Raw genomic sequence first — 25,457 nt, 5'->3', positions numbered from 1 at the left:
ATAGTTCAATGAATATATCCTGTGATAAAAGATATTTAATAAATAAAAGTTACAGGATATATTTATTTTTTAAAATAACCCTTCCAAAGAAACTGTTTTGATGATGTTTAGCGTATCACCAATAGCTATTTTTTTACCTTTTTGAGATGTTGGTATATATACGTTTACACTTAAGTAATAGGTGTTTTTTCCGTGAGATAATAGTGTATTTTGAGATGGTAAGTTACGTTTCCTGCTCAACATCATTTTTTTAGCAAATGTCTTATCAAGAACTCCAGTATGAGGATCTCTGGGAGGAACATTACAACGAGGACAAGGGCGAACACCAATCATCTCAACATTTCCTAGTTTAAAATGTACACCTTCTCCAGGTGTGGTAAATAATTTTTCTTCCCAATAGGCATCAACACCTGTAATTTCTACATTGGCTCTAAAACGTAGTCGTAAGTCATCAAAAGATGTTGTATTTAAATCTTGTTGTAATGATATTAAAGATGCATCACTAACTAGGGTAATACCACTTTTTTTTGGAGCATCCATAAAATCTCCTTGGTCACTTCGAACTAATCTAAGTGGTGTATCAAAAAAATCAGAAAGAAATTGGTCTAATTCAGTGTTTCCTTCTTTTAGTTCAAAAACATGTGAGTTCTTTTCGTTATTGCGATCAGAAAATGTTACAAGACTTTTAGATAAACTATAAGTTGTTTTAAGGAGATGAACTCGAGGAGTGCGTTTTCCATTTATATATTTCCCTTCTGTATCAATCATTGCAAAAGAACGATCATTTAATAGGGAATGAATTCCTATTTCTGCTTCTGAAAGAAAAATAGGGTCAAGTGATTTAATAGGATAAATGGTTAATTGTGATATAGTAGGTACACTCATAAGTATAACACTTTGATTGAAAATGATAATCCAAAGATACTAGTTTAAGCGTTTAAAAATACTATGAAGTATATAAATATTTAAAAACTAGAGATTCAAAATCTCTAGTTTAAATTCTTTAGAGATTATGGGCATACACATAAATTCTCAAACGATTCTATAATAACAGTGGTACCACCACCACTAATTTCATCCACATTTCTAAAGCGCATACAAGTTTGACCAGTAGGACATCCATGATTAGATCCTAGAAAACAAGTGTGATAAGTACTAATGCACCCAGAATCCTCGTGATCTCCTCCAGGGCGATTCCCACCATTAATGTTCTTTTGTTGAGTTTTGTTTAGAATGGTTCCTAAGTTTAATAAATTTTTCATGATATAAACTGTAATTGATTATACCTCAAATTATTTTAAGTCACATGAGGTTTAATGACTTGTATGATGTAATAGGTAAGCAATTAATTATTAAATAACTTATTGAACTGTAGGGGTAAGGTTATAATGTTTTTAAATTTAATGAATTATTACAAGGAATTTTGTTTTTGATTAAATATTTTATAATCAGTAGATTATAAGAGGTTGTTTTGTTTAAATTGAGTACTATCTTTAAGGGAAATTAAATAGGCTAAATTATCTTTTCAATAAGGAATGAACTAGTTCTTTGATTGTGATAAAATTAAGAGGGAATTCCATAAACACATGCAGGAAGCTTGAAAAAATTAATAAACTAATACCTAGAGTATAATCATAATAATACAAGCTCATTGCAATACTCCATAATACGAGGATTGAGATAGATTTTTTTGTGGTTATTTTTTTATGCCATCCTATAAGTGTTGTTTTCGAAAACCAATTTAAATAATGATAGGTATATGCAAAAGCGATAAAAATTTGAATTTTAAGCTCTAACTTCTCATAGAAGAAAAATGTAGTACCATCTGATAAACCTAATATCTTAGCCATTGTAACATTTAATACATGAAAGTTATTATCTATAATGACTGCTTTTATTGTAGTAGAAAAATGATAGAAATCTTGATGTATTGTTATAAATGAGATAAGAATGGGAATTAAAATCATTAAGATAATATTTAAAATCCCTATGATATTTTGATTTTTGAGCATTCCATACCACATAAAGAGTATCGTAAAAAAGTAAACATGAATTACTGTAGGTATTAATAATCCAAAAATTACATGATATAGAGGATACTGATGTAATATGAAGGCAAATAGGAAACTAAATAGTAGTATAAAATTTCTGGTTTTTTGTCGTTTTATAAATACGTAAGAAGCCGCAACACATATACCTATAAAGAATAAGGTATTGAGAATAGAAGAGAGGTTATATTTGATAAACGAAAATATATAATGATTAGTAATTGTTTCAAATAGTGATAGTCGTAATAGATATGGAATTGCTAAAACACACGAGAAAATTACTACTAGGTGAATCCAATATTTTGAAGGTGAAAAATAATTTCTATCCCGAATCCAATTTATCTCTGTAAAATAATGTAGAGGACCTAATACTGCATAGGCAACTATAAAAAGTTGAAAAGGTAATAGATAAGCAATTATGAGTGAGAATACTATTAAAAAGGTATTAAGTATGTCAATTTTTTTAGTTTGCATAACCTATTTAAATTAAAATAAGCTTCGTAATTTACGAAGCTTATTTATATTATTTTGTGATTATTATGATGAAGATGATTATTCTATAACCATTTTCTTAGTATCTATTTTTCTATTTTCTACATAAAGTGTGTAATAATATACTCCTGTAGCTAATCCATCACTATTGATATTTAGTTCTGCTTCTCCACGTTGATTAAGAGGTACATTTGAGATGATTTTTCCACTAGTATCACTAAACACAATTGCAGCTTTATTAACTCCTATAGGCAAATAGTATTTGATAGCAGAAGTACTATTAAATGGATTAGGGATATTTTGATAAAGAATCGCTTGATTTGGATTTCTACCAGTAACATCATCTACAGAAAGTTGACAAGCACAATCTTCAAGGGTTTGTAAACGAGCCAAAACATCTGTCATTTGAGTTTGTAAAGTCGAAATTTCATTTTGAGCAGTAGTTAAGTCAGCTTCCAGCGTTGAAATTAATGGAGCTAAGTCTACTGTAGCAGAAGTTCCATTTTGAATTTCTATAGTAAGATCTGTACCAGATAAAGTTGCTGAAGTTAAATTTTGATTATCAGAATTTACATAAGAACTTAAATCAACAGTATTAGTACCTCCAGAAAGACTTAAGGTATTACCACTTAAAGATAATTCTTGATTATCGGTATTATCAAGATACCCAGAGAGATCAATAGTACCAGCATCACCAGAAATACTTAGAATATTAGCAGCTAGAGATAATGCTTGATTGTCTGTATTATCTAAATATCCAGAGAGGTCGATAGTATTCGTTCCACCAGATAAACTTAAGGTATTGGTATTTATAGATAGTTCCTGATTATCGGTATTGTCAAGATATCCAGAAAGATCGATTGTACCAGCATCACCAGAAATACTTAGAATATTAGCAGCTAGAGATAATGCTTGATTGTCTGTATTATCTAAATATCCAGAGAGGTCGATAGTATTCGTTCCACCAGATAAACTTAAGGTATTGGTATTTATAGATAGTTCCTGATTATCGGTATTGTCAAGATATCCAGAAAGATCGATTGTACCAGCATCACCAGAAATACTTAGAATATTAGCAGCTAGAGATAATGCTTGATTGTCTGTATTATCTAAATATCCAGAGAGGTCGATAGTATTCGTTCCACCAGATAAACTTAAGGTATTACTATTTAAAGATAATTCTTGACTATCGGTATTATCAAGATACCCAGAGAGATCAATAGTACCAGCATCACCAGAAATACTTAGAATATTAGCAGCTAGAGATAATGCTTGGTTATCTGTATTATCTAAATATCCAGAGAGGTCAATAGTGTTAGTACCTCCCGATAAGCTTAAGGTATTAGCGTTAATAGATAATTCTTGACTATCAGTATTGTCAAGATACCCGGAAAGATCGATTGTACCAGCATCACCAGAAATACTTAAAATATTAGTAGCTAGAGATAAAGCTTGACTGTCCGTATTATCTAAATATCCAGAGAGGTCAATCGTATTAGTCCCACCAGATAAACTTAAAGTATTTGTATTTATAGATAATTCCTGGTTATCAGTTTGTGTAACCCAAGTTAGATTACCAGCACCATCTGTAGTTAAAACTTGATTTAGAGCACCATCACTATTAGGTAATGTATATGCACCTATAGTAAGATCACCAGCAATTTGAAGTTTTCCAGTATTGTCTAAGGCAGCGATTGGTGTTTCGCCATTAATTCCCCAAGTCCAACCTCTACCAGCTGTGTTATTCATATTCATTTTGATACTGCGATCTGTCACAGGACCATATTGATATTCTGTAGTAGTACCATAATCAATTTTATAATTATTACTTCCTCCAGCAAAACGAATACCATTTCCACTAGCATTAACAATATCTACGTATGTAGCATTGTCTACTATGTTTGAACTCATATCAAGGGTTGTTGTGGCGGTGTGATTACCTAAATCATCTGCAATAGCGCTGATCCATTGTGTTCCATCCCAAGTTTGCAGTGTCTTTAGATCGGTATCGTATACCATTAATCCTTCATAAGTAGCATCTATGTTCCCTTCAAGAGTAGTGCGTTGTGCTGTAGTCATTCTATTAATTAAAAAACCTTTGGTAGTTCCAGAAAGTTCTAAAGATGCATTACTACTAGGAGTATCAGTTCCTATACCTACACTTACTGGATTTGTAGCACCACCTAAAACCATAGTATTTGCATTAACAGCTGACGCGGCATTTCCTATAGCTATAGCATTATCACCACTTACCAATGCATTATATCCTATAGCAATGTTATTTGTAGCATCAGGATCTCCGCCGCTATTATCGATTACGTCATTTGATGCGGCTCCATAACCTATAACAATAGCACCATTGTTTTGAGCAACAGTACTTGAACCTAGACTTACTACTTGTTGATTATCAATATCAACTTGATACCCCATACCTACAGAATATTGTCCAGAAACCTGAGCATTATACCCTATAGCCATTTTATACGTATTGTTATTTGAATTCCCCCAATTGGCATTATGACCAATGGAGATATCCCCAGTACTTTTAGCATAAGTTTCTGATCCTATAGCAATAGCATATTGACCATCTGTTTCAGAATTATATCCTACAATTACAACATCATTATTATCTGCATCAACATTAGAACCAATAAATGTAGCTCTGGATCTATTGGTATTATTAAAATCGGCTCTAGATCCCATACCAACATTATTTTCACCGGTACGGTTGGTATAACCAGCTCTAAAACCTACATAAGTATTTTGATTTACCCCAGCAGATTGATTTGTACGATTATTATCCCATCCAGCATATCCACCTATAAAAGTATTGTAACTACCATATTCATTTGCAGCACCAGAACCAGCACCTATCATAGTATTATAAACACCACGACTATTATCAACTCCAGCAGAATCTCCTACAGCAGTATTATGATGTCCTTCTGTATTATCATAGCCAGCTTCATTACCAAAGAAAGCATTTCTGTATCCAGTGGTATTTGTTCTTCCAGCAGCATTACCTACAAAAGTATTATCACTTGCAGTAGTATTATTATAACCGGAGTCTTCACCCATAAATACATTATCAGATCCAGTGGTGTTATATCGCCCAGATTCTTCTCCCACAAAAGTGTTATCACTTCCTGTTGTATTGTATTGACCTGCTTGAGTTCCTATAAAGGTACCATCTGTAGATGTACTATAATAACCAGCCCATTTGCCTATAAAAGTATTATCTAATCCTGTAGTATTAGAATATCCTGCACTACGACCTATAAAGGTATTATCGCTAGCACTAGTTTGACTAAATCCAGCTCGAGCACCTACCATAACATTAAGTGAACCACTAGAGAGTGTATAAGCAGCAGAATCTCCTAACATAACATTATAGTCACCAGACGTAATAGAACCTCCAGCAGCTGTACCAAGGGATTCGTTTGCGGTTTGTGCGTAAATTAGATGTGAATTTGATAGTAAAAAACTGATGATGAATAGGTAGGATAAGAGTAGTTTTTTCATTGTTGTGTTGGTCTAGTTTTAAGCTCTATAAATATAAATTATAAATGTTAAAGTTATTTACGGTTTTAACGTTAACTTATTGTTGTACTAGTGTTTATGTGTGTTTTTTATTAGTAAAATATTAAAGTATATTGCTAGTATAAAAACGAATTAAATGAAGAAGCAAACTAAAATTTTAAGTTGTATTACGTTATTATTTTTTAGTTTTTATCTACTCGGTTTTCTATATCCAGAAACGTGGTGGAGTGTACATTTTATGCGATTTATTTCTCCAGTGTATCAAATACTATTTTTAGTAGTCATATTATTGTTTTTATTTAAGTTTTTTATAAAAGAGAAATTCAATTTTAGTTTAATAGAGAGGATAGTATTGAACCTAAAATTTAACATTTTAATAACTTTAGTCATCTGTTTAACGATGTTGTTATTCCCCATGGTGGCAGACTTTTATGGAGATGCGTATAAATTCAATAAGTTTTTACATAAAATACCATTAGAAATACCAAAAGAAACCCATAGTCGTTTTTTTTCTTTTAGTTTATCTCCTTGGGCCGGAGAGGGTACTGTTCTTGCCATTATTACATATATAGCTTATTACTTTCAAGTTACTTATAAGACAAGTTTTATTATTGTGAATGCTTTTTTTGGGGGGCTTTTCGTGTTTACATGGCTTCAATTTATTACAAACTATATCAAGGATAAAAAATGGCAAATTATTATGGTTTTGTCCGGAATTACAGCACCATTTATGCTATTGTTTTATGGACATATAGAAATTTATGCTCCAGTGTTGTTTGTAAATCTTTTATGGGGATCTATAGCCATACATTATATAAAAACAGAAAAAAAGTATTTGTTATGGAGCTTGATACTAGTATCAGTTGTAAGTATTAAATTACATACTATCGGAGTTTTGTGTATTCCTTCGTTAGGATGTATTTTATGGAAAAAAACAAAAGGATATTATCCTAATTGGAAACAGGTAAGTACATTCATAATAGCTCCGATTTTTATAATAGGTGCTTTAGCGTATTTTTTCATTTTTAAAGATCATAGTGATGATAGGAATTTACAAAGTACGACAATGGCGTTTGATCATATTTTTTTGCCATTATTCTCTCCAGAAGCACCATTAGATAAATACAGCTTACTGAGTTTTAATCATTTTTTTGACTTTTTTTCGGTATCATTATTATGGAGCCCAATAGCGTTAATTATCTTAATATATATAGTTATTACATATAAAAAATCTATAAATTGGAATGCTCCAGAAATTGTGATTATAGGAATGGCTTTTCTATTATTTGTAACGCTTCTTTTTATGACTAATCCATTATTAGGATTACCAATAGACTGGGATTTATTCTCATTACCTGCACCATTTTTATTGCTTTTAACTGGTGTTATAGTGCTACAATTACCTATAGAATATTCCTCATCAAAGATGTTATATGTAGCAGGTTTTTTTACGATTTTAAGCTTGCCTGTTTTTATAGTGCATCAATCAGAAAAGGCATTGTCATTAAGATTAGAGCATGTTGCTATACGAATGTATAACACCTATTATGATTGGACTTCACAAGTTATTAAACATGCATATACATTGGATGATGATCTTAAAATTAATCGATTAGAAAGAGGAGAACAATTACTTGAGAAATTAGCTCCGATTGCTCAAAAAGATATAGATTATGAATATGGTAGATTATTGATAGATCAAGGACGATATTTTTTAAGGGAACGTAATAACCCCAAAAAGGCTTTAGAATACTTTGCTAAAGTTGATGATTATACGGTTGACCCAAATGCTAAGTTATTAACGCTCGAATCTTATTTTAGTTTACATGAATATACTCTAGCATATCAAATAGCTAAAGAATTAGTTGGAATTAATTATCCTAATACTATAAAAGCACTAAAAATGAGCTTACATTGTGCTTTAGAAGCAGAACTATATCAAGAAGCATATATGATCACTCTAGAAATATTGAAGCTTGAAAATGATGATAAGCTATCTCAAGAGATTAATTTAAGATTAAGAACTAATGACCGTATAAAAGAATTAAAGTTATTGTTTGAAAATCCATATAGATGATACTTTTTAAAAATACCGATAAAACCGTTCGTTAGCAATACTTAATAATGCATTATCGCCACTAGTATTGCCATAAGCATAGCTGTATTGAATAGTATCTAGATCGTATAACTGTTTAATTCGATTAACTTTTTCGATACCATTACAATTTTTTCCTTTGAGTTTTCCGGTAATTTTTAAATCATGTATCTGAATTTGTGTAGCGATACACTGTATGCCTAAACGATCACACCAAGGTTTGATATAAGTAGCTAATGATGCTGTAACAACAACGACCTTATGACCTTGTTTTTGATGCCATAATATTCTTTCTAAAGCATTTGGTTTTATGATATTCGATATCTGGTGTTTACAATAATCATGACCCAAATGGTGGAATTTTTCCGATTCATAATTTTTAAAGAAATGAGTTAAAAGAAGTTCTTTCATTTTATGACCAGAGACAAGACCTAATTTATATCCAATACCCGAAAATCCATACCTAAAAAGAACAGTATATAGTTTTGATTTGCTATGAGTATACTGTATAAAATCTAAGAAACTATCTTTATGGCTTATAGTACCATCAAAATCAAAAAAAGCAACAGTCATAGGTTGAGTTTTTTAAAAATAAATTCAGGAATCAGTTTGATTATCCACATAATATATCGCCAAAACCATTTGACATAAATTACATTTTTCTTTTTTTGTTGTGCCTTAAAAATGGAGTGAGCAAGTGCAGTAGGAGCTATGGTTAATAATTGGGGTAAAGATAAATGGGCTGTCATTTTTGTATAAACAAAGCCAGGTTTTACAGTGAGTACATGTACGTTGTTTTTTGCTAAGCGTGCCCTTAAACCACTTAAAAAAGCGGTGAATCCAGCTTTTGCACTTCCGTAAAAATAATTACTACCACGACCTCGATCTCCTGCTACAGAACTTATACCTATAATGAACCCTTGTTTTAAAGATTCTAGATATTGAGCTAGTATAGATAATATAGGTATGCTAGCAGTATAATTAGTTTGTAGAATTAGATTAGCTTCAGTTGATTCTTTTTGAGCCAATTCTTGGTTACCTAAATAACCTATACAATAAACAACACCATAAGGTTTGGTTTTTAGATTATCAAAAAAAGATTGATGTGTAATAGTTTGTAAAACATCAAAAGATTCTAATTGTATAGCAATCATATATTGATCTTCTAGTTCCTTTTTTAAACTCAACAAATGGTTTGTATCTCTTGCAGTAAGTATTAAATGATAACCATGTTGTGCATAAACTTTAGCTATAGCTTTACCAATATCACTTGTCGCACCTAAAATCAATATGTATTTCATAATAGCGTATAATTTTTAGCTGTATTTAGATGCCTAATCTTTTTGATTGTAAAGATTGCAAATTTTCTAAATGATGAAAAGTTCTTATGTCCTTAAATAACTTCAATCTGGGATATCCTTTTTCAAAAAAAGGTTGACTCATTCGAGCATCTTTTGCCAAATAAGCTCGTCCGTTATGAGATAAAGTTATTTGATCTAATTGATTTAAAAAAGAAAGTAAGTGTTTACCCATTTTAAAATCAATAGCAATAGTATAGCCTTCTAGGGGAAAAGATAAATAATTGTCGTTTTCCTTACCCATTAACTTTAATACAATAAGATAAGGTGTATGATTACTTTGTTGTATCTTATATAAGAGTTCATAAATTCCGTTATAGGCATTTACTTTAGGTATAATAACTTGATATTGTATAAAACCTTTTTTGCCATAAATTCGATTCCAATTTTTAATAGCATCTAGAGGATAGAAAAAAGTATTTAACGGTACTTTTTGTATCCCTTTATTTTGCTTTCTAAAGTAAAAAAAGTTGTACAGTTTTATACTCAACGGATTTAGTACAAAAGAAGGAAAATAACGAGGAATGCTAAGTGATTGTTTTGATGAATAATCAAAGCTTCCTTGACTGTCATGTTCTCCTATAAAGAGCACACTTTTTCCTAATTGTTTTTTTGAAGTTAAACCATCAATCCAGGCTACAGTATATGTTGCTGTGTTATGTTTTTCGAAAGCAGCAAAAGTAGCTTCTAGATTATTAGACAATACAGTTTTTTGAGATATTAAAGTGCTTTGTATTGCTTTGAGTTTAAATGTAACAGAAATGATAACTCCGGTGAGTCCCATACCTCCGCAAGTGGCTCTAAATAATGCAGCGTTTTTTTGAGGAGAACATTGTAGGATTTCGCCAGAAGGCAATAAGAGTTCAAGATTAAGAAGATAAGTACTAAAACAACCTTCTTTATGATGATTCTTACCGTGAACATCTGCTGCAACAGCACCTCCTAGAGTAATAAATTTTGTACCAGGAGTTACAGGAAGAAACCATTTATGAGGAATTATTTCTTCAAGAATATCGGCTAATAGTATTCCTGCTTGACATTGTATAATACCTAATTTGTTATCAAATGATATTATTTGATTAAATTTTGTAGTATGAAGGATAGTAGAATTTAAAGCACAGTCACCATAACTTCTACCATTGCCATATGGTATATATGCAGTTTTAATTAAAGCATCAGGAATCTTTAACGATGTTAACCAATAAGAAACAGCTTTTATCCTAAAGTAATTTCCCCACGAACTTAAGATTCCTGTAATTTTATTAATAGTATTCATAGATATTTTAATAAAATAAAGGTTAATACCCAGCAAATAAGTATAAGCTGTATTTTTTTATGTTCAAGAATGATTGCCGTAGGATCTTTATAGGTGATATTAGATTTGATAAAATTTAAATAAATTACAATACCCAATATAACCCAAAATGTGCTAATGAATACATAAGAATTCCCAATTCTTTCAATAACCGAAGTGTCAAAAGTATATATAAGATAGGTTCCGCAAATAATAATTGCCAAACCATATAATATAGTATCAAGAATGGGAAGAGAATAAATAGCTATGTTTTTAATGCTTAAATGCCGTTGAGAAGCTAGAATGAAATCAGCTCGTCTTTTTGAAAAGCCCAAAAAGAGGGATAGCAAAAATGTCATGATTAATATCCAATTCGAAGCAGGAATATCTGTAGCATAACTTCCCATTAAGATTCTTAATAAAAATCCTATAGCAATTATAATAAGATCAATAACCGGAACCTGCTTTAATAATTTAGAGTACAGAATATTGAGTATCACATAAATTAATGCAACTATTAATAAAATAGGTTTAACTATTAATAAAGTAATTAGGCTAGTGGACAAGCAAATTATAGCGAGTATTATTGCTTTTTTTACTGAGATTTTACGAGAGGCAATAGGTCGTAATTTTTTTATTGGATGTAAGCGATCTGAAGAAAGATCAATAATATCATTAAATATATATATGCTACTAGCTAATAAACAAAAACATAAAAAAGCAATAAAAGCATATGTGATGGTATGGTTATAGAATTGAAAATCAAAAAACAACGGAGTAAAAACAAAAATGTTTTTGATATAATTATGAACCCTAAATAAATTAAAATACAGTTTAATCATTTCTTAAACTTTCGTTAGAAATTAATGCAATAAGCTTTAGTTTTTCTTGATGAATTGCATTGTTAGTAGGGGCTAACGATATGCTTTTTTCGATATCCTTTAGGGCATTTTGATAGTTGTGCATACGCTTGTAGAGTAATGCACGATTGATATATACTAAGTAATTATTAGGAGCGTATTGTTGCGCTTTAGTAAAATGAAATAAAGCTTGTTTTAATTGAGTATTGTTCATTAAAATTATACCCAAATTAATATGAGCATCAACTTGTTGAGGTTCTAATTGAATAGCTATATTAAAATCGCTAATCGCTTTTGTAATTAAGTTTTGTTCAAAATAAATAGTACCTCTATGCGTATAAGCTCCAGCTAATTTAGGATCTATAGTAATAGCCTTTGAAAAATCATTAAGAGCTTTATCTATAGTATTATTAGCAAGAAAAGATTTAGCCCTTACATAATAAGCTTTTGCATTGAGCTCGAATAATGCTATTGAAGATGTTGCGTCTTGAATAGCCTTGTTATATAAGCCAGTTTTTTCATATAAAGAAGCTCTATTAAGATATGCAAGCGCATCTTTTGGTTTTAATTTGATAGAATGATTAAAGTCATTTAAAGCAAGATCATATTTCTGCTGTTGTACATATAAAATACCTCTGTTTTGATAAGCCTGAAAAGCTTTGGGATTGTATAAAATAGAAGTACTATAATCGTTAATTGCCTTGGTGTTATCTTTTTGAATTTCGTAGATATAACCCCTATTATAATAAGCTAGAAAGTAATCTTTTTTGATTTGTATAGCTGTATTACAATCTTTAAGAGCTGCGTCAAGGAATCCGTTTTTAATTCGATATTCAGAACGATTTATATAAGAAACAAAATAGTTTGGATAATATTCAATAACTCTAGACCAAACTGTTTCCGAATTTTTCCATGTAGCGGAATAATTAAAGCTTGTATAAGACAAAAACAGGGCATAAATACTACATAAAGTAAATAATAGCTTTTTGTATTGAGATTTTTGATTCCATAATTTGAAGATACCCAAACTCATAATATAGAATACGCCAAAATAGGGTAGATATGTAAAACGATCTGCAGTTACCGAAACCGCAAAGGATAAAACTTGAATAACTGGAATTAAAGTAATAAAGTAAAAAGCAAACCCAAAAACGAATGACCTAGCTTTTTTTAATTTATAGATGCAAATAGCTGTAATAGTAAGAATAGGAATAGCAGCAAGAGAAAAATACCAGGGACTAGGTGATCCAGATGGTGTAGGATAAGGATGTAAAGCACTCAAAGTATGCGGATAAATTATTTTAATGAGATAAGTCAAATACCCATAAAAACCTACACTCAAAGAATCAAATACAGAATAAAAAGCTCTAAACTGTAAAGCATTTCCTTCCTTTTGTGCAATAATAGATAAATAAGTAAATAGGATACTGAGGATTAAAAAAGGCAGTTTCTCTATAATAAGACGAATAGTATCTTTTCGATTTTTTAAATAATCAAATAGCCAAAGTACCAAAGGAAAGGTTAACGCAGATCCTTTTGAAAATAAAGCGCAAGTATAAAAAATAAAAGCCAATACTAAATAGTGATAAGAAAGGCGTAAAGTTTTCTTTTCTAGATACCAATAATACGTGATGAGTCCTAATAAATAAAATAGCGTATATAATAATTCTTTTCTTGAAGTAATCCACGCAATAGCTTCGACATGCATAGGATGAATTCCAAACAGTAAAGCAGTACCAAAAGCAACACTATTGTTTTTGGACAAAACATAGGCCAAATAAAAAACGAATATTACACAAATAAGGTGCAAACCTAGATTTACAACGTGATATAGGGCTGGAGAAGTCCCTACTAAACTATAATCAATAGCCCAGGATAATAAAACTAAAGGATTATAGGAACCATTAACATGTAGCGTACTAAACATTTGTTTGATACCATTAAACGATAAATCTCGAATTAACGGATTGTTTAGAACATACATAGGGTCGTCAAGGTTTGTCCAACCATTATATAGCGTAGGAATAAGCACCAAGAAAGTTATCACAAGTACCCCCGATAATAGCATTCTTTGTTTATTCATAAAGGTTAGTTTGATGACCTAACTTAAGATCGTATAAATGGTTAGTAATAGGTTAAATATAACGTATTTAAAACAAGTAATTATGAAAAAAACATTTGTTTTAAAGCTAATTTTTGAGTTAATTTAAGTGCTATTGCATTGATAGACACTAACCAATATGAATTATTTATTGATAAAGCTAACAAGACAACTTTCGCTTATAGTTGCTCTAGGTATTTTCTGTATGTATGTATTAGGCGTATTGATGCCTGATACGTTCTGGAGTACTCATTTTATAGCTTTTCTGCCTGCATTTTTTAAGTATGGTATATTGATAGCAGTGGGACTATTGATTATATTAGTACAATTTAAGAAGTTAACATTTTTCCAAATAAGACTTGATTTAAAACCTATAGGTATACTACTTATGGGATGTTTAGCTTTTATCGTTTTCTATAATTTGAATATTGAGTTTGATTACTATGGTGATGCCAAAAACTTTAGTCCTTACTTAAATGAAAAAATGCTAGAGTTTAGAGAAGGATTTTGGAATGAATTATTTTCTATAAAAATAGAAACAGGACATGCAAGATGGGGCGTATTTCATTTGTATAGTGTAATATCTTATGTGTTAAATATAACCATGGACGATACCTTTAAGTTGATGGACGCCCTTTTTGGAGCAGGTTTTGTTGCGACATGGTTGTTCATGATTAAAAATCATATAAATGACAATTTTAATAGAATAGGACTTGTTGCATTAGGATGTACATCTCCCGTAGTATTGATTTTTTGTGGTCATATAGAAACATATGGATTGGTACTTTTTTTAATAATGAGTTGGCTAGCACTTTTTATTACAGTAGCAACAACTCAAAATAAGATCTTATTATGGAGTTTGATTCCGCTGCTTCTTATTTGTATACGATTTTATACGCCTGCAGTGTTTCTTATTCCATTATTTTTTATAGAAGTGTTAATGCAATACTTTCCCAAAACAAGAAGATTCATTACGATAAAAAATATAAGCCTATATATCTTAATTCCGATGATATTAATAGGATTAGGAATATATTTTTTTGTAATCAAAGATTATAATGATTCACGTATACTTGATGCTACAGCTCAAGGCATGGATAGATTGTTTTTACCGTTAATCTCACCACCAGCTCCTTTGGATACCTATAATTTATTGAGTTGGAATCATATTTCAGATTACCTAATGGTATTCTTTTTTATATCTCCAGGGATACTGTTCTTGATAGGTATGATCGTATTGGAGTATAAAAAAATAAGATGGAATACACCTATTTTAGTAGGATTACTATTGACAATAGTGCTCTTTTTTGGATTTTTATTTATGATTAATCCGTTAATGTCATTACCCATGGATTGGGATTTGTATATGACATCGTATCCACTGATATTAAGCTTAATCCTTGTAATAGTAAGATCACATGAGAAGATATGGAATATTCAAAAAATTAAGATTGCAATAGTATTACAACTTCTGGCTATTCCCACATTTATAGTGTTAATGAACAAGCAAATGCACTCTTATCGTATAGAAAGTGTAGGTGTAAGAGTTTACAAAACATATTATCAACATTCTGATAGTTTTTTATTATATGCTTTACAAATGCTTGACGGAGATGAATTATATGCTTCTAGAAAATCTCAATTGTTACACAAACTAGCTCCATATGTAAGGAGAGGAGGCGATCAAAGTTACGCAGCACTACTATTAGACGAAGGAATTAACGCTTTTGCAAAAGAAGATTTTAAAACGTCCAGAACATTATTACTTAAAGCAGAAGCTCATGCACCGCATCTTAAATTGACACATGAATTTCTAGAAAAAGTGAATAGAGAATGGATGCTTAAAGAAATTCCGATTTCTAAGAACGATAGATTAACCTCAGACTCTTTAATAACCAAAGGAATCATAGCTTCTCGCCAAAATAAAATGTTTAATAAAGCATTAAGAGACTTTAAAAGAGCTTCTTATTATAATCCTTATGAGGATAAGATTACATTATTAGAAATGGAAGCGTATTTTTTAAAGAAAGAATTTGGTAAAGCATTACAAAAAGCCAAAGAACTAATAGCATTAAAATATCCAGATGAACAACAGGCATATCGATTTGGAATTCACTGTGCATTAGAAGCAGCAGATTATCAACAAGCATTGGCATTTACAACAACATTTTCAAGAAAATGGAAAACAGATACTTTTTTAAATACCATACACATACGATTACTCAATAACGATAATGTACACCAATTAAAAGAACTATTTGCAAAACAATAAAGATATGATTCAAAGAATAATACTTATCACAATGTTAACTATGATGCATACTAGTTATGCTCAAAAAGAAAAAAGTATAGCCAGAAAGATGATAGATATTATGCTTAGAATGGTGCAAGAAGATGGACAAGGACCAACAATACAAGCACGTAATTTTTTTCATGTTAGTTCAGCGATGTACGATGCTTGGGCAGCATATGATCCTGAACAAGAGACCTATTTTTTAGGAAAAATGTACAATGGTTTTGAATTACCTTTTGATCCCAACTTTAAGAAACCTTCGCAGAATATCGATAGCCTTAGAACTATCGCGATTATGTATGCTGGTTATGGGGTTTTAAATGGAAGGTATAATTTGTATGGTAGTAAAGGAAGAACTATTGATTATTTAAATATGCAAATGGATGCGTTGGGATTTGATATTACCAAAAATGAGGATGATTATCTTGACGGAAGTCCAGAAGCTTTAGGCAATTATATAGCTAATTATATTATAGAGTTAGGAACACAAGATCATTCTAGAGAAGAAGATAATCATGAATCTGAAGATTATAATCAAGTTAATGGTAATTTAAAACCTGATATAGCAGGAGTCAAAGGATTAAAAGACCCTAATCACTGGCAACCAATAGATATTATGTCTTATATAGATAAAAAAGGCTATGATAAGACATTAAAAGAATGGAATTATATATTGATACCCGGAAATACACAATTTTTAACCTCATTTTGGGGAGAAGTGTTTTCATTTGCATTACCACCATCTGATGATAATCTTCATTTTGATCCAGGATCACCACCGTTAATACAGACAAAGGATAGTGTGAGCGAAGCAGCTTATCGTTGGGGATTTCAATTGGTTCAGGATTTTTCTGGAGCTTTAGATAAAAATAATACTACACTATGGGATATATCTCCCAAAGGAATTACCTCTATAGAAGAACATTTGCCAGAAACACTAGAAGCATATAAAAGCTATTATGAGAATGTTCAAAAAAATAAAAGAAAGAAAAACATAAAAAACCCAATCACGAAGAAGAAGTATGAAAAAAACGTAGTCAAACAAGGAGATTACTGTAGAGTCATAGCAGAGTTTTGGGTAGATGGACCTAATACAACATCTCCACCTGGACATTGGATACAATTTTTAAATAAGGTATCATATGCGTCATCATTTGAAAGAAAATGGAATGGAAAAGGAAAAGCCTTATCTCAGCTTGAATGGGATATCAAAAGTTATTTTTTAATGACAGGAGCGCTTCACGATGCAGCAATTTCTTGTTGGAGTGTGAAATCTCATTATGATTATGTAAGACCTATAAGTGCAATAAGATACTTGGGAGAACTAGGACAAGCAACTGATCCTAAATTACCAAATTATAACCCACGAGGATTAGCGTTAAAAAAGGGAAGCGTAGCTTTGGTAAAAAAAGGAGATCCATTGGCAGGAAAAGATAACGAACATGTCAATAAAATAAAGATATATAGTTGGAAAGGTCCGGATTATATAAATGATCCATTTACAGATGAAGCTGGTACAGGATGGATACTAGCAGAAAACTGGTGGCCATACCAGCGATATACCTTTGCAACACCACCTTTTGCAGGCTATACATCTGGACATTCGACATTTTCGACTACAGGAGCAGTACTACTTGATTATATGACAGGATCACCATATTTTCCAGATGGATTAGAAACTTTTACAGCAAAAAAGAATGAGTTTTTACTTTTTGAAGAAGGACCTTCAGAGGATATAACATTGCAATGGGCTACGTTTTATGACGCAGCTATAGAAACCTGTTTATCTAGAGTTTGGGGCGGAATTCATCCTCCAGCAGATGATATAGAAGGAAGAAGAATGGGAAAAAAAGTGGCAGAGAATAGTATAAATTTCGCAAAGCAATTTTTTAATCAATAGCTTAGATTCAATTGAAAGTAATTAAAATAATCATATACATTATCGGACTTTTTCTTTTCCAAGAAGTCTTTTTTAGATATTGTTTTCCTATACGAGAGATTGAAAATTTTGATCGAGTAAATTTTATGAAACTATATTATGATGGTAGTGGATCAAAACATTCTAGAGATCAAACTTGGCTATGGAGATCATTACCAGATACGACTAAAGTATTTGAACATCAAATGAATCTATATGGATTTAGAGATGAGGAATGGTATATCAAAAAAGATAAAGAAGCGAGAGCACTTTTTATTGGAGATAGTTTTATAGAAGGAGTAATGGCGGCTCAAGGAGAAACGATTCCTGATGTTTTTGAAAAAGCCAGTGATAACACAGTAGAAGCTCTTAATGGAGGAATGCTAGGCTGTGGTATGGAATCTTATTTGCAACTAGCAGCAGATATGATTCCTATTTATAAGCCAGATGTAGCATTCTTATGTATCTATGCTAACGATCTAGGAAAGAAAATGCCTGTAATTCCAGAGTTTTACCTTGAACCAGAGTATTACAATACATTTAAACCTAGATTACTCGAAATTATTGATCAAGCAAATACATATGGGGCATTGCGTTTTAGAGCTGATAAAGACAAGCAATTATACTTGCCAGCAGTACCACATAAAGGAAATCCATGGAGCCATATAGAAGATAGTTTAACACCACATGTAAAACCATGGATTAGCAATGAAATGAAAATGTCTAGGTTCAATCCATTTTTGACAAATGCACTGCATAAAGAAGAACAATTTTTAAAAAGAAATCCGCTATTAGGAGAAAGCTTAAGCTTTTTTAAATATATATGCGAAGAGAATAAAGTAATTCCAGTAATAGTGTATATCCCTAGCCGAAATCAAGTTACCGATTATTATTTGCCTTTTGAAAAAGAATATTGTGTACAAGAATGTGATGATATCCAAAGCTTAAAAGGAGCATCTTATCGAGTACATCAAAATACCATAAAAAAACAATGTGATTTTCTGAAAATTCCATTTATTGATTTTACGCCTATAATAGAAATAAAAGAACAACAAGGAGAACACTTATATTGGAATTATGACCAACATATGAGAGCAGAAGGTTATCAGTTGATAGGAGAAACACTATGGGAGGAATGGAAACAGCTAAAGCAGCATTAATCATCGCTTTGCATAGCAATTAATAATTGAGTTTTATCCTGCTGAGCTGGAATAAAATCAGGTACAATAGATAAGCAACTATCCAATTCTTTAAGTGCTTTTTGAGGTAAGTTCATTAATCTAAATAATAATGCACGATTGTAATAGATGAGGTGATTTTTGGGCATTAATTGTTGTGCAGTATCAAACGCTCTTAGTGCTTCATTCATTCGTTGCGTATTCATATATATGATTCCTAAATTAATATAAGCTTCAACTTGAGTAGTATCTAACTGAACTGCTTTATCAAAACTCTTTTCAGCTTCTATATATAAGCCTGCATCAAAAAGAAGAATTCCTTTTTGCGTATATACCGATGCTATTTTAGGATTTAGATGTATTACGCTATCAAAATCATGTAAAGCCTGAGTAGTTTTTCCTATAGTAGCAAAAACTTCACCACGTTTTAATCTAGTTTGTACAGGCATAAAATCAGCATTGATTAATAAGGTTAAATCAGAGATAGCAGCTTGATATTGTTTAAGAGCAATAAGGTTAAGTGCTCTGTTATAATAGGCTTTATAGTTTTTAGGTTCTAGACGTATAACCGTATTAAAATCAGCAATAGCTTTAGCGTAAGCATTAAGTTCATTATAAATAATACCTCTGTTGAGATAGCTAGAGGTATATGATTTTTCATAGTGTATAGCAGTGGTATAATCATTTAATGCTAATTCTCTTTGTTGCAGTTTATGATAGGTTAATCCTCTATTGTAATACAACCAGAAATAGGTGGAATTTATAGAGATGCCTTTATTTAAATCCTTTAGTGCTAATGTATACTGTTGATTATTAATGTAGTGATTGCTACGATTCATATAGGCTAAAAAATCATTAGGATATAGCGAAATAACATTAGACCATAAAGTAGCAGCATTTTTAAACGTTTTACTATAAAAAAACGACCTAAGTCCTAATGTAAGAATGTAAATACCAATAAGAATACAAATGCTTCTTTTTAAAGTAACAAAGCGCTGTAGCAGAAAAGATAATCCATAAGTTAATAGTAATAGTAGTCCAAAATAAGGCAAATAAGTATAACGCTCTGCTGTTACCGCAGAACCAAAAGGAAGTACTTGAATTACAGGAATAAGGCTAATAAAGAAAAATGCGATCCCAAAACCGATTAGTCGCTTTTTCTTGGTATAAAAAAGTGTACCAAAAAATACCATCAAAACCGGAATAGTAGCAGCATAATAATACCAAGGTAATGTACTACCTAAAGCATTAGGATAGGGGTGATATATACTTAAATTAAAAGGAATAATGACTTTTACTAAATAAGTTGCATAGCCATAAAAACCAACAGCGAAACTATCTATAAGAGAAATAAATTGACGGTCATTCATGGCACCACCAGTAGCTTGACCTACAATAGCGATATAAAAGAAAATAGCACTTAACATAAAGAACGGAATCTTGTCTAAAATTAATTTTAGATAATCATTTCTTTTATATAGATAATCAAACGTAAATAGAATAAGAGGAAAAATAACCGCTGTACCTTTGGATAACAATGAAAGTATAAAACAACAGAAACAAAGGATATAATAAAACCTTTTTTGATTTAAGTTTGTTTTATGGAGATAGTAATAATAAGAGATCAAACCTGCCATAAAGAATAGGGTATATAGAAGGTCTTTACGAGCAGAAATCCAAGCGACAGCCTCAATATGCATAGGATGGACACCAAATAAAACAGCAGTTAAAAAAGCGATCTCGATGCGCTTACTTATGAGCCAAACCAAATAATAAACTAAGCTTACTACAATTAGATGTATACATAAGTTAGTAAAGTGATACATAAAAGGATGCAGACCACCTATAGCATAATCAATTGCCCAAGAAAATAAAACCAAAGGCGCATAAGTGCTCACCACTTCTTTGGTGGTAAATAACCGTTGTATGCCATCAAACGATAAATCTTTAATTAAAGGATTGTGAAGAATATATGCAGGATCATCCCAATTGATAAAATCATTATAGAGATTAGGACTCAAAAAAAGAATAGAAATTCCTAAGCTACATAATAAGCATACGTAAAATGATTGCTGCATGAATTTGATTTAACACTCTTATCAAAAATACAGTTCTTTTTTGAAAAGAAATAATGCTAATTCATTATTTTTGAATAGTATATTTCACTGAAAAGTATAACAATGAAGGAATTTTAACTATGATTAACAATAAGAAAATAGTAGTTGTTTTACCTGCGTATAATGCTTCAAATACATTAGAAACAACTTTTCAAGAAATACCATTTGATATTGTTGATGAGGTCATCTTGGTTGACGATAAAAGCGAAGATAATACAGTTGCTATTGCTAAAAAATTAGGTATACATCATATCATTGCTCATGATAGTAATAAAGGTTATGGTGGAAATCAAAAAAGCTGCTATGAAAAAGCCTTAGCTATAGGAGCAGATATCATAGTCATGCTACATCCCGATTATCAATACACGCCCAAACTTATACATGCCATATGTTATTTGATAGCAAATGAGGTATATCCAGTTGTGATGGGATCACGTATATTGGGCAACGGAGCCTTAAAAGGAGGAATGCCTCGTTATAAATATATAGCCAATCGTTTTCTTACGTTTGTCCAAAATTTGATTATAGGAGAAAAACTATCCGAATATCATAGTGGATATAGAGCGTTTGATCAAAAAGTGCTAAAAGCTATTGACCTAGCACACAATTCTGATGATTTTATTTTTGATAATCAAATGCTATGTCAAATATTTAATAAAGGTTTTGAAATAGGAGAGATCACTTGTCCTACACGATATGATGAGAGTAGCTCTTCTATAAACCTTAAACGAAGTATCATTTATGGTATAGGAGTGCTACTCGTATCAATACAATACCTATTACACAAAAGAGGAATTGCTAAAAATATATTGTTTAAATAATCGTAAAGTGATTATAATTTAGCTTGTATCTCATGCATCCTTTTTTGATGATAATCACTACCACTTAATTTATATGCTTTTGATATAAATTCTGAAGCTTTTTTGTAATCCTTTTGACCTTCGTAAAATTCGGCCATAGAATCGTATACATTGGCGCTTTTAGGGTAATGATCAATAGCCAATTGAAAAAACATTTTTGCTTTTTCAGGTTGAGCAGCTTGCAAACTCATATAACCAGACATATTAAATAAATCTTCGGGATAAGGAGCTACAGCATATCCAAAATGTTGTTCAAGCTTTTGTGCTCTATATTGTATGATCTTCAATAATTCTTCTTTGGGTGTATCAGGAGAGTTAAAGCGATCGGTTTTTTCCATTTGAAACCATTCAAAAAGAGACAATAACCCATTTCTAATAGAAGGAAAAGGAATAGAACCATGTAATTCTTTAGGGAAGAATTCCCATTCAAGAGTTAATCCATTTTTAGCATTAGATTTTATAAGCTCAGCAAAAGCAATATTTGATCGAGCAAATTCGGTAAAATCAGAGGTATCTTGCATCACATTATCAATAGTAATATTAGGATTTTGCATATGCAATTGTCCACCTAAGGATAGATATAACCCTTTGTTTTTATAATTTTTTGTAGCCAAAGCAGTCTTAGCTTGATGTAATAATTTTTGACTATCCCAATTAAGACTAGGATCGATAGCGATATAATTAGTAAAAAGTTCTGGATGATGAATTAAGGTATGCATAGCAAACAAACCACCATAAGAATGACCAATCAAGGTACGATATGATGTAGTACGATACTGTTTTGCTATATGAGGCATCAACTCCTCTTTAAGGAATTGAAGGAACTGATCAGCTTTTCCGTTTTCTTGATTAAAGGGCATACCATATTTGGTCGTGATGGTAGAGGGAGTTAAATCTCTAGTGCGATGATGTGCATTAGAAATACCTACCAGAATCATCTCGGGCATAAAACCACCATAATAAAATTCATGAACATTAGTTACTGTAGGCAATAAGACTTCTCCGTCTATAATATATACGACAGGATAGTTACGATCAGGATTAGCAGTATAGCTTGTAGGTAACTGAATATAAAAAGCCCGAGATTCTTTTAAAGAATTAGAATAAAGACTGTCTTTTACACCTATTTGTTGTAAAAATTGAGTTTGTGCATTGATAGAGGAATATAGTCCAATAATTAAAAGGCTAAAAAAGAGTAGTGTTTTGTTTTTCATACTTAGGTTGTTTAGATCATTATATAATACTGTTGTTAAACCAAACTGCATGAAAATTTTATGCCATAATTGTAGAATAATTAAATAAGTTATTTACAATTAATGAATAGTGTTTTTATGTAGTTTTGACTTTAATTTGTACATAAAATAATTTATCATGAAAAACATTTATAGTTTAGTTATAGCATGTTTGCTATTTAGCCTGCCTATGCAGGCACAAGTATCAATTCCATATTATCAAAATTTTGAACATGAGAATTTTTGGAGAGATATAAATAATATTGGAGGAGAAGTTGCTACAGCAACTTTACCCACAGGAACAGATAGACAAGATGACTATTGCGTTCCTAAATTGGATGAAGATCCCAATTTATCGCCTTCACAAGAATGTAATTTAAAAATTGTATACGAAGGAAAAGGTTATAGTTGGGATGTATCTAATAGACATGTAACAAACCAAAACAGAAAGGCATTAAAATTAACAGTACGTGACAATGATATACCTAGAATGGGGGATAATGTAGATTCTAGAACAAGATCAGAAATTGTGTTTAGAACACCTAGTAATAAAAAGTTATATTATAAATGGAATGTTTTTATACCTAATGATAACGAGTTTATAGAACAAAACATAGCAAACTCGTATCATAAACTATTTCAATTAAAACCTCAAGGTAGAGATGCTCAAACAGGGCAAAAATATGACTTATCGGCTAATACTATAGCAGCGTTAGATTATATTTATGAACCTAATGCGCCAGCAGACGATCTTTATAGAGATCTTTCTTTTTATGTAGATCCACCTTCTATTATAAAAGACGAAATAGAAGGACATTTGAGTAGAACTCATGTGGATGCTAATCGTAAAAGATTATACATTAAAGATGGTATAAAAAAAGGAGAGTGGAATAGTATTATTATAAAAATAAGACCTTCTTACCGATCTAATGGTTATGTACAATTATGGATCAATGGATATCCAGTTGTGTTTACAGGTTATGATTATATTAAATTGCAATATGAAGCAATTCTTGACACGGATACAACAAAAGATGCATCAAAACTTTTAGGAGAAAATGTAGTTTTAACTAATGATATTAACCCTATTCAAGTTGACTATGGAGTAAAGTTAGGACATTATAGACAATATCTTACAAACACAATGTCTATGTATATTGATAGTTTTAGTGTTACCGAATATTTCCCTGCTTTAATTCCAGAAAATGAAACTCAATTAACTGCCAAATATTGTGAGAAAATATTGAATATAGAAGACATGAAATTAACATGTAAACCAATAGAGGGAGCTACAAACTATAGGTTTCATTTTACAAACGAAGAAGGTGGAGAATTTACGATTGATAGTCCTGCTACTACAATTGATATTAGAAATGACAATAGATTTAAAGCTAATGATAGCTATGGTGTAAAAGTAAAAGCAACAGGAATTGATTTTGATTTAGATTATGGTAATACCTGTTATGTTAGAACACCCGCAACAACAAGGATAATTGATGGTGATTGTAATAAATATATTTTTAATATTGATGATGAATTACATTTTTATGGACTCCCTAGCGCATCAAATTATATCGTAAGAATTACAGATACTTTAGGGGTGAAAAAATGGATTAATACAACATCGACAAGTATAACTATCCCTAATGATCCTTTTTTTAGAGAAATGGAATATATTTTTGAGGTTAGAGAGAATAGTACGGATTATGGGGAGCAGTGTATAATGTATTTGATGAATCCAAGTACAAAAAATAGTGTTAGTGACGATTCTGAAAATAAGTTGAATTTGTCTAAAAATAACATTAAGAAAAGTAAAATATATCCTAATCCTTTTTCAAACGATATTGTATTACCTAATTTTAACGATCAAAAATTAGCTGTAAAAATATTTAATATTAGAGGAGAAGTTGTTTTTGATAAAGAAGTGGATCAGAAAAATAGAAAGTTAAATCTTTCGAAATTATCAACAGGAATGTATTTTCTTAAAATGAAAGGAAAGCAAACAGATGTGGAATTAACGATTATAAAGAAGTAAACAAAGTAAAAAAAACACCTCAATTGAGGTGTTTTT

The 25,457-nt window shown here is 30.9% G+C and carries 17 protein-coding genes; 6 read left to right on the top strand and 11 right to left on the bottom strand.

Annotated features, from left to right (window positions below; genetic code table 11):
- Nucleotides 1-69 precede the first annotated feature (69 nt).
- From ACYEKI_RS09460 to ACYEKI_RS09445, 4 genes are all read right to left on the bottom strand, one after another.
- A complete protein-coding gene (locus ACYEKI_RS09460) occupies nucleotides 70-885 on the bottom strand; it encodes an MOSC domain-containing protein (RefSeq protein ID WP_459210945.1) in 816 nt (271 codons plus the stop codon).
- Nucleotides 886-1,010: 125 nt separating this feature from the next.
- Nucleotides 1,011-1,262: a hypothetical protein gene (locus tag ACYEKI_RS09455; protein ID WP_459210944.1), complete on the bottom strand. Its 252-nt coding sequence runs from the start codon at nucleotides 1,260-1,262 to the stop codon at nucleotides 1,011-1,013.
- Between the two features lie 255 nt (nucleotides 1,263-1,517).
- Nucleotides 1,518-2,522, bottom strand: coding sequence for a hypothetical protein (locus ACYEKI_RS09450; RefSeq protein ID WP_459210943.1), 1,005 nt, complete (start codon nucleotides 2,520-2,522; stop codon nucleotides 1,518-1,520).
- Nucleotides 2,523-2,600: 78 nt separating this feature from the next.
- Nucleotides 2,601-6,062 carry a T9SS type A sorting domain-containing protein gene (locus ACYEKI_RS09445; RefSeq protein ID WP_459210942.1) on the bottom strand — a complete coding sequence of 1,154 codons (3,462 nt, stop codon included), beginning with the start codon at nucleotides 6,060-6,062 and terminating at the stop codon, nucleotides 2,601-2,603.
- Nucleotides 6,063-6,216: 154 nt separating this feature from the next.
- Between ACYEKI_RS09445 and ACYEKI_RS09440 the strand changes: the two genes are divergently transcribed.
- Nucleotides 6,217-8,157, top strand: coding sequence for a tetratricopeptide repeat protein (locus ACYEKI_RS09440; RefSeq protein ID WP_459210941.1), 1,941 nt, complete (start codon nucleotides 6,217-6,219; stop codon nucleotides 8,155-8,157).
- 6 nt (nucleotides 8,158-8,163) lie between these two features.
- Here ACYEKI_RS09440 and ACYEKI_RS09435 read toward each other — a convergent pair whose 3' ends face one another.
- From ACYEKI_RS09435 to ACYEKI_RS09415, 5 genes are read right to left on the bottom strand one after another with little or no spacing between them, the layout of a single operon-like run.
- Complete coding sequence (locus ACYEKI_RS09435; RefSeq protein ID WP_459210940.1) at nucleotides 8,164-8,748, bottom strand: HAD-IB family hydrolase; 585 nt, start codon at nucleotides 8,746-8,748, stop codon at nucleotides 8,164-8,166.
- Nucleotides 8,745-9,476 carry an SDR family oxidoreductase gene (locus tag ACYEKI_RS09430; protein ID WP_459210939.1) on the bottom strand — a complete coding sequence of 244 codons (732 nt, stop codon included), beginning with the start codon at nucleotides 9,474-9,476 and terminating at the stop codon, nucleotides 8,745-8,747. Before ACYEKI_RS09430 ends, ACYEKI_RS09435 begins: the two co-directional genes overlap by 4 nt.
- A 25-nt stretch (nucleotides 9,477-9,501) precedes the next feature.
- On the bottom strand, nucleotides 9,502-10,809 hold the full coding sequence (locus ACYEKI_RS09425) for an FAD-binding protein (protein ID WP_459210938.1): 1,308 nt from the start codon (nucleotides 10,807-10,809) through the stop codon (nucleotides 9,502-9,504).
- Entirely contained in the window at nucleotides 10,806-11,669 is an 864-nt protein-coding gene (locus ACYEKI_RS09420) for a UbiA prenyltransferase family protein (protein WP_459210937.1), read from the bottom strand. The genes ACYEKI_RS09425 and ACYEKI_RS09420 overlap by 4 nt, the downstream gene beginning before the upstream one ends.
- Nucleotides 11,662-13,770 carry a tetratricopeptide repeat protein gene (locus ACYEKI_RS09415; RefSeq protein WP_459210936.1) on the bottom strand — a complete coding sequence of 703 codons (2,109 nt, stop codon included), beginning with the start codon at nucleotides 13,768-13,770 and terminating at the stop codon, nucleotides 11,662-11,664. The genes ACYEKI_RS09420 and ACYEKI_RS09415 overlap by 8 nt, the downstream gene beginning before the upstream one ends.
- Nucleotides 13,771-13,927: 157 nt before the next feature.
- Here ACYEKI_RS09415 and ACYEKI_RS09410 point away from each other — a divergent pair, with 157 nt between their 5' ends.
- The 3 genes from ACYEKI_RS09410 to ACYEKI_RS09400 all read left to right on the top strand — a co-directional run bounded on the left by ACYEKI_RS09410 (nucleotide 13,928) and on the right by ACYEKI_RS09400 (nucleotide 19,159).
- A complete protein-coding gene (locus ACYEKI_RS09410) occupies nucleotides 13,928-16,060 on the top strand; it encodes a tetratricopeptide repeat protein (RefSeq protein ID WP_459210935.1) in 2,133 nt (710 codons plus the stop codon).
- Between the two features lie 4 nt (nucleotides 16,061-16,064).
- A complete protein-coding gene (locus ACYEKI_RS09405; protein ID WP_459210934.1) occupies nucleotides 16,065-17,981 on the top strand; it encodes a vanadium-dependent haloperoxidase in 1,917 nt (638 codons plus the stop codon).
- Between the two features lie 125 nt (nucleotides 17,982-18,106).
- Nucleotides 18,107-19,159, top strand: a complete 1,053-nt coding sequence (locus ACYEKI_RS09400; RefSeq protein ID WP_459210933.1) for an SGNH/GDSL hydrolase family protein — start codon at nucleotides 18,107-18,109, stop codon at nucleotides 19,157-19,159.
- Here the strand turns inward: ACYEKI_RS09400 and ACYEKI_RS09395 are convergent.
- On the bottom strand, nucleotides 19,156-21,255 hold the full coding sequence (locus ACYEKI_RS09395; RefSeq protein WP_459210932.1) for a tetratricopeptide repeat protein: 2,100 nt from the start codon (nucleotides 21,253-21,255) through the stop codon (nucleotides 19,156-19,158). The genes ACYEKI_RS09400 and ACYEKI_RS09395 overlap by 4 nt on opposite strands.
- Nucleotides 21,256-21,374: 119 nt before the next feature.
- On the opposite strand from ACYEKI_RS09395, the gene ACYEKI_RS09390 reads away from it, so the two are divergent.
- Nucleotides 21,375-22,115, top strand: coding sequence for a glycosyltransferase family 2 protein (locus ACYEKI_RS09390; RefSeq protein WP_459210931.1), 741 nt, complete (start codon nucleotides 21,375-21,377; stop codon nucleotides 22,113-22,115).
- An 11-nt stretch (nucleotides 22,116-22,126) separates the two neighbouring features.
- On the opposite strand, the gene ACYEKI_RS09385 is transcribed toward ACYEKI_RS09390, so the two are convergent.
- On the bottom strand, nucleotides 22,127-23,368 hold the full coding sequence (locus tag ACYEKI_RS09385) for an alpha/beta hydrolase-fold protein (RefSeq protein WP_459210930.1): 1,242 nt from the start codon (nucleotides 23,366-23,368) through the stop codon (nucleotides 22,127-22,129).
- Between the two features lie 157 nt (nucleotides 23,369-23,525).
- On the opposite strand from ACYEKI_RS09385, the gene ACYEKI_RS09380 reads away from it, so the two are divergent.
- Nucleotides 23,526-25,421 carry a T9SS type A sorting domain-containing protein gene (locus tag ACYEKI_RS09380; RefSeq protein ID WP_459210929.1) on the top strand — a complete coding sequence of 632 codons (1,896 nt, stop codon included), beginning with the start codon at nucleotides 23,526-23,528 and terminating at the stop codon, nucleotides 25,419-25,421.
- Nucleotides 25,422-25,457: the final 36 nt, after the last annotated feature.

Origin of the sequence: Aquimarina rhabdastrellae (genome assembly GCA_947387485.1) — a bacterium.
Lineage (GTDB): Bacteria > Bacteroidota > Bacteroidia > Flavobacteriales > Flavobacteriaceae > Aquimarina.
Note: the sequence above shows the minus strand (reverse complement) of the source record. Positions and strands in the feature narration are given on the sequence as shown.

Bases quoted from the DNA above. Each gene is read 5' to 3' on its own strand.
- ACYEKI_RS09420 (WP_459210937.1), bottom strand. From the start codon at position 11,669: ATGATTAAACTGTATTTTAATTTATTTAGGGTTCATAATTATATCAAA.
- ACYEKI_RS09380 (WP_459210929.1), top strand. From the start codon at position 23,526: ATGAAAAACATTTATAGTTTAGTTATAGCATGTTTGCTATTTAGCCTG.
- ACYEKI_RS09450 (WP_459210943.1), bottom strand. From the start codon at position 2,522: ATGCAAACTAAAAAAATTGACATACTTAATACCTTTTTAATAGTATTC.
- ACYEKI_RS09395 (WP_459210932.1), bottom strand. From the start codon at position 21,255: ATGCAGCAATCATTTTACGTATGCTTATTATGTAGCTTAGGAATTTCT.
- ACYEKI_RS09440 (WP_459210941.1), top strand. From the start codon at position 6,217: ATGAAGAAGCAAACTAAAATTTTAAGTTGTATTACGTTATTATTTTTT.
- ACYEKI_RS09410 (WP_459210935.1), top strand. From the start codon at position 13,928: ATGAATTATTTATTGATAAAGCTAACAAGACAACTTTCGCTTATAGTT.
- ACYEKI_RS09415 (WP_459210936.1), bottom strand. From the start codon at position 13,770: ATGAATAAACAAAGAATGCTATTATCGGGGGTACTTGTGATAACTTTC.
- ACYEKI_RS09385 (WP_459210930.1), bottom strand. From the start codon at position 23,368: ATGAAAAACAAAACACTACTCTTTTTTAGCCTTTTAATTATTGGACTA.
- ACYEKI_RS09405 (WP_459210934.1), top strand. From the start codon at position 16,065: ATGATTCAAAGAATAATACTTATCACAATGTTAACTATGATGCATACT.
- ACYEKI_RS09435 (WP_459210940.1), bottom strand. From the start codon at position 8,748: ATGACTGTTGCTTTTTTTGATTTTGATGGTACTATAAGCCATAAAGAT.
- ACYEKI_RS09390 (WP_459210931.1), top strand. From the start codon at position 21,375: ATGATTAACAATAAGAAAATAGTAGTTGTTTTACCTGCGTATAATGCT.
- ACYEKI_RS09445 (WP_459210942.1), bottom strand. From the start codon at position 6,062: ATGAAAAAACTACTCTTATCCTACCTATTCATCATCAGTTTTTTACTA.
- ACYEKI_RS09460 (WP_459210945.1), bottom strand. From the start codon at position 885: ATGAGTGTACCTACTATATCACAATTAACCATTTATCCTATTAAATCA.
- ACYEKI_RS09425 (WP_459210938.1), bottom strand. From the start codon at position 10,809: ATGAATACTATTAATAAAATTACAGGAATCTTAAGTTCGTGGGGAAAT.
- ACYEKI_RS09430 (WP_459210939.1), bottom strand. From the start codon at position 9,476: ATGAAATACATATTGATTTTAGGTGCGACAAGTGATATTGGTAAAGCT.
- ACYEKI_RS09400 (WP_459210933.1), top strand. From the start codon at position 18,107: ATGAAACTATATTATGATGGTAGTGGATCAAAACATTCTAGAGATCAA.
- ACYEKI_RS09455 (WP_459210944.1), bottom strand. From the start codon at position 1,262: ATGAAAAATTTATTAAACTTAGGAACCATTCTAAACAAAACTCAACAA.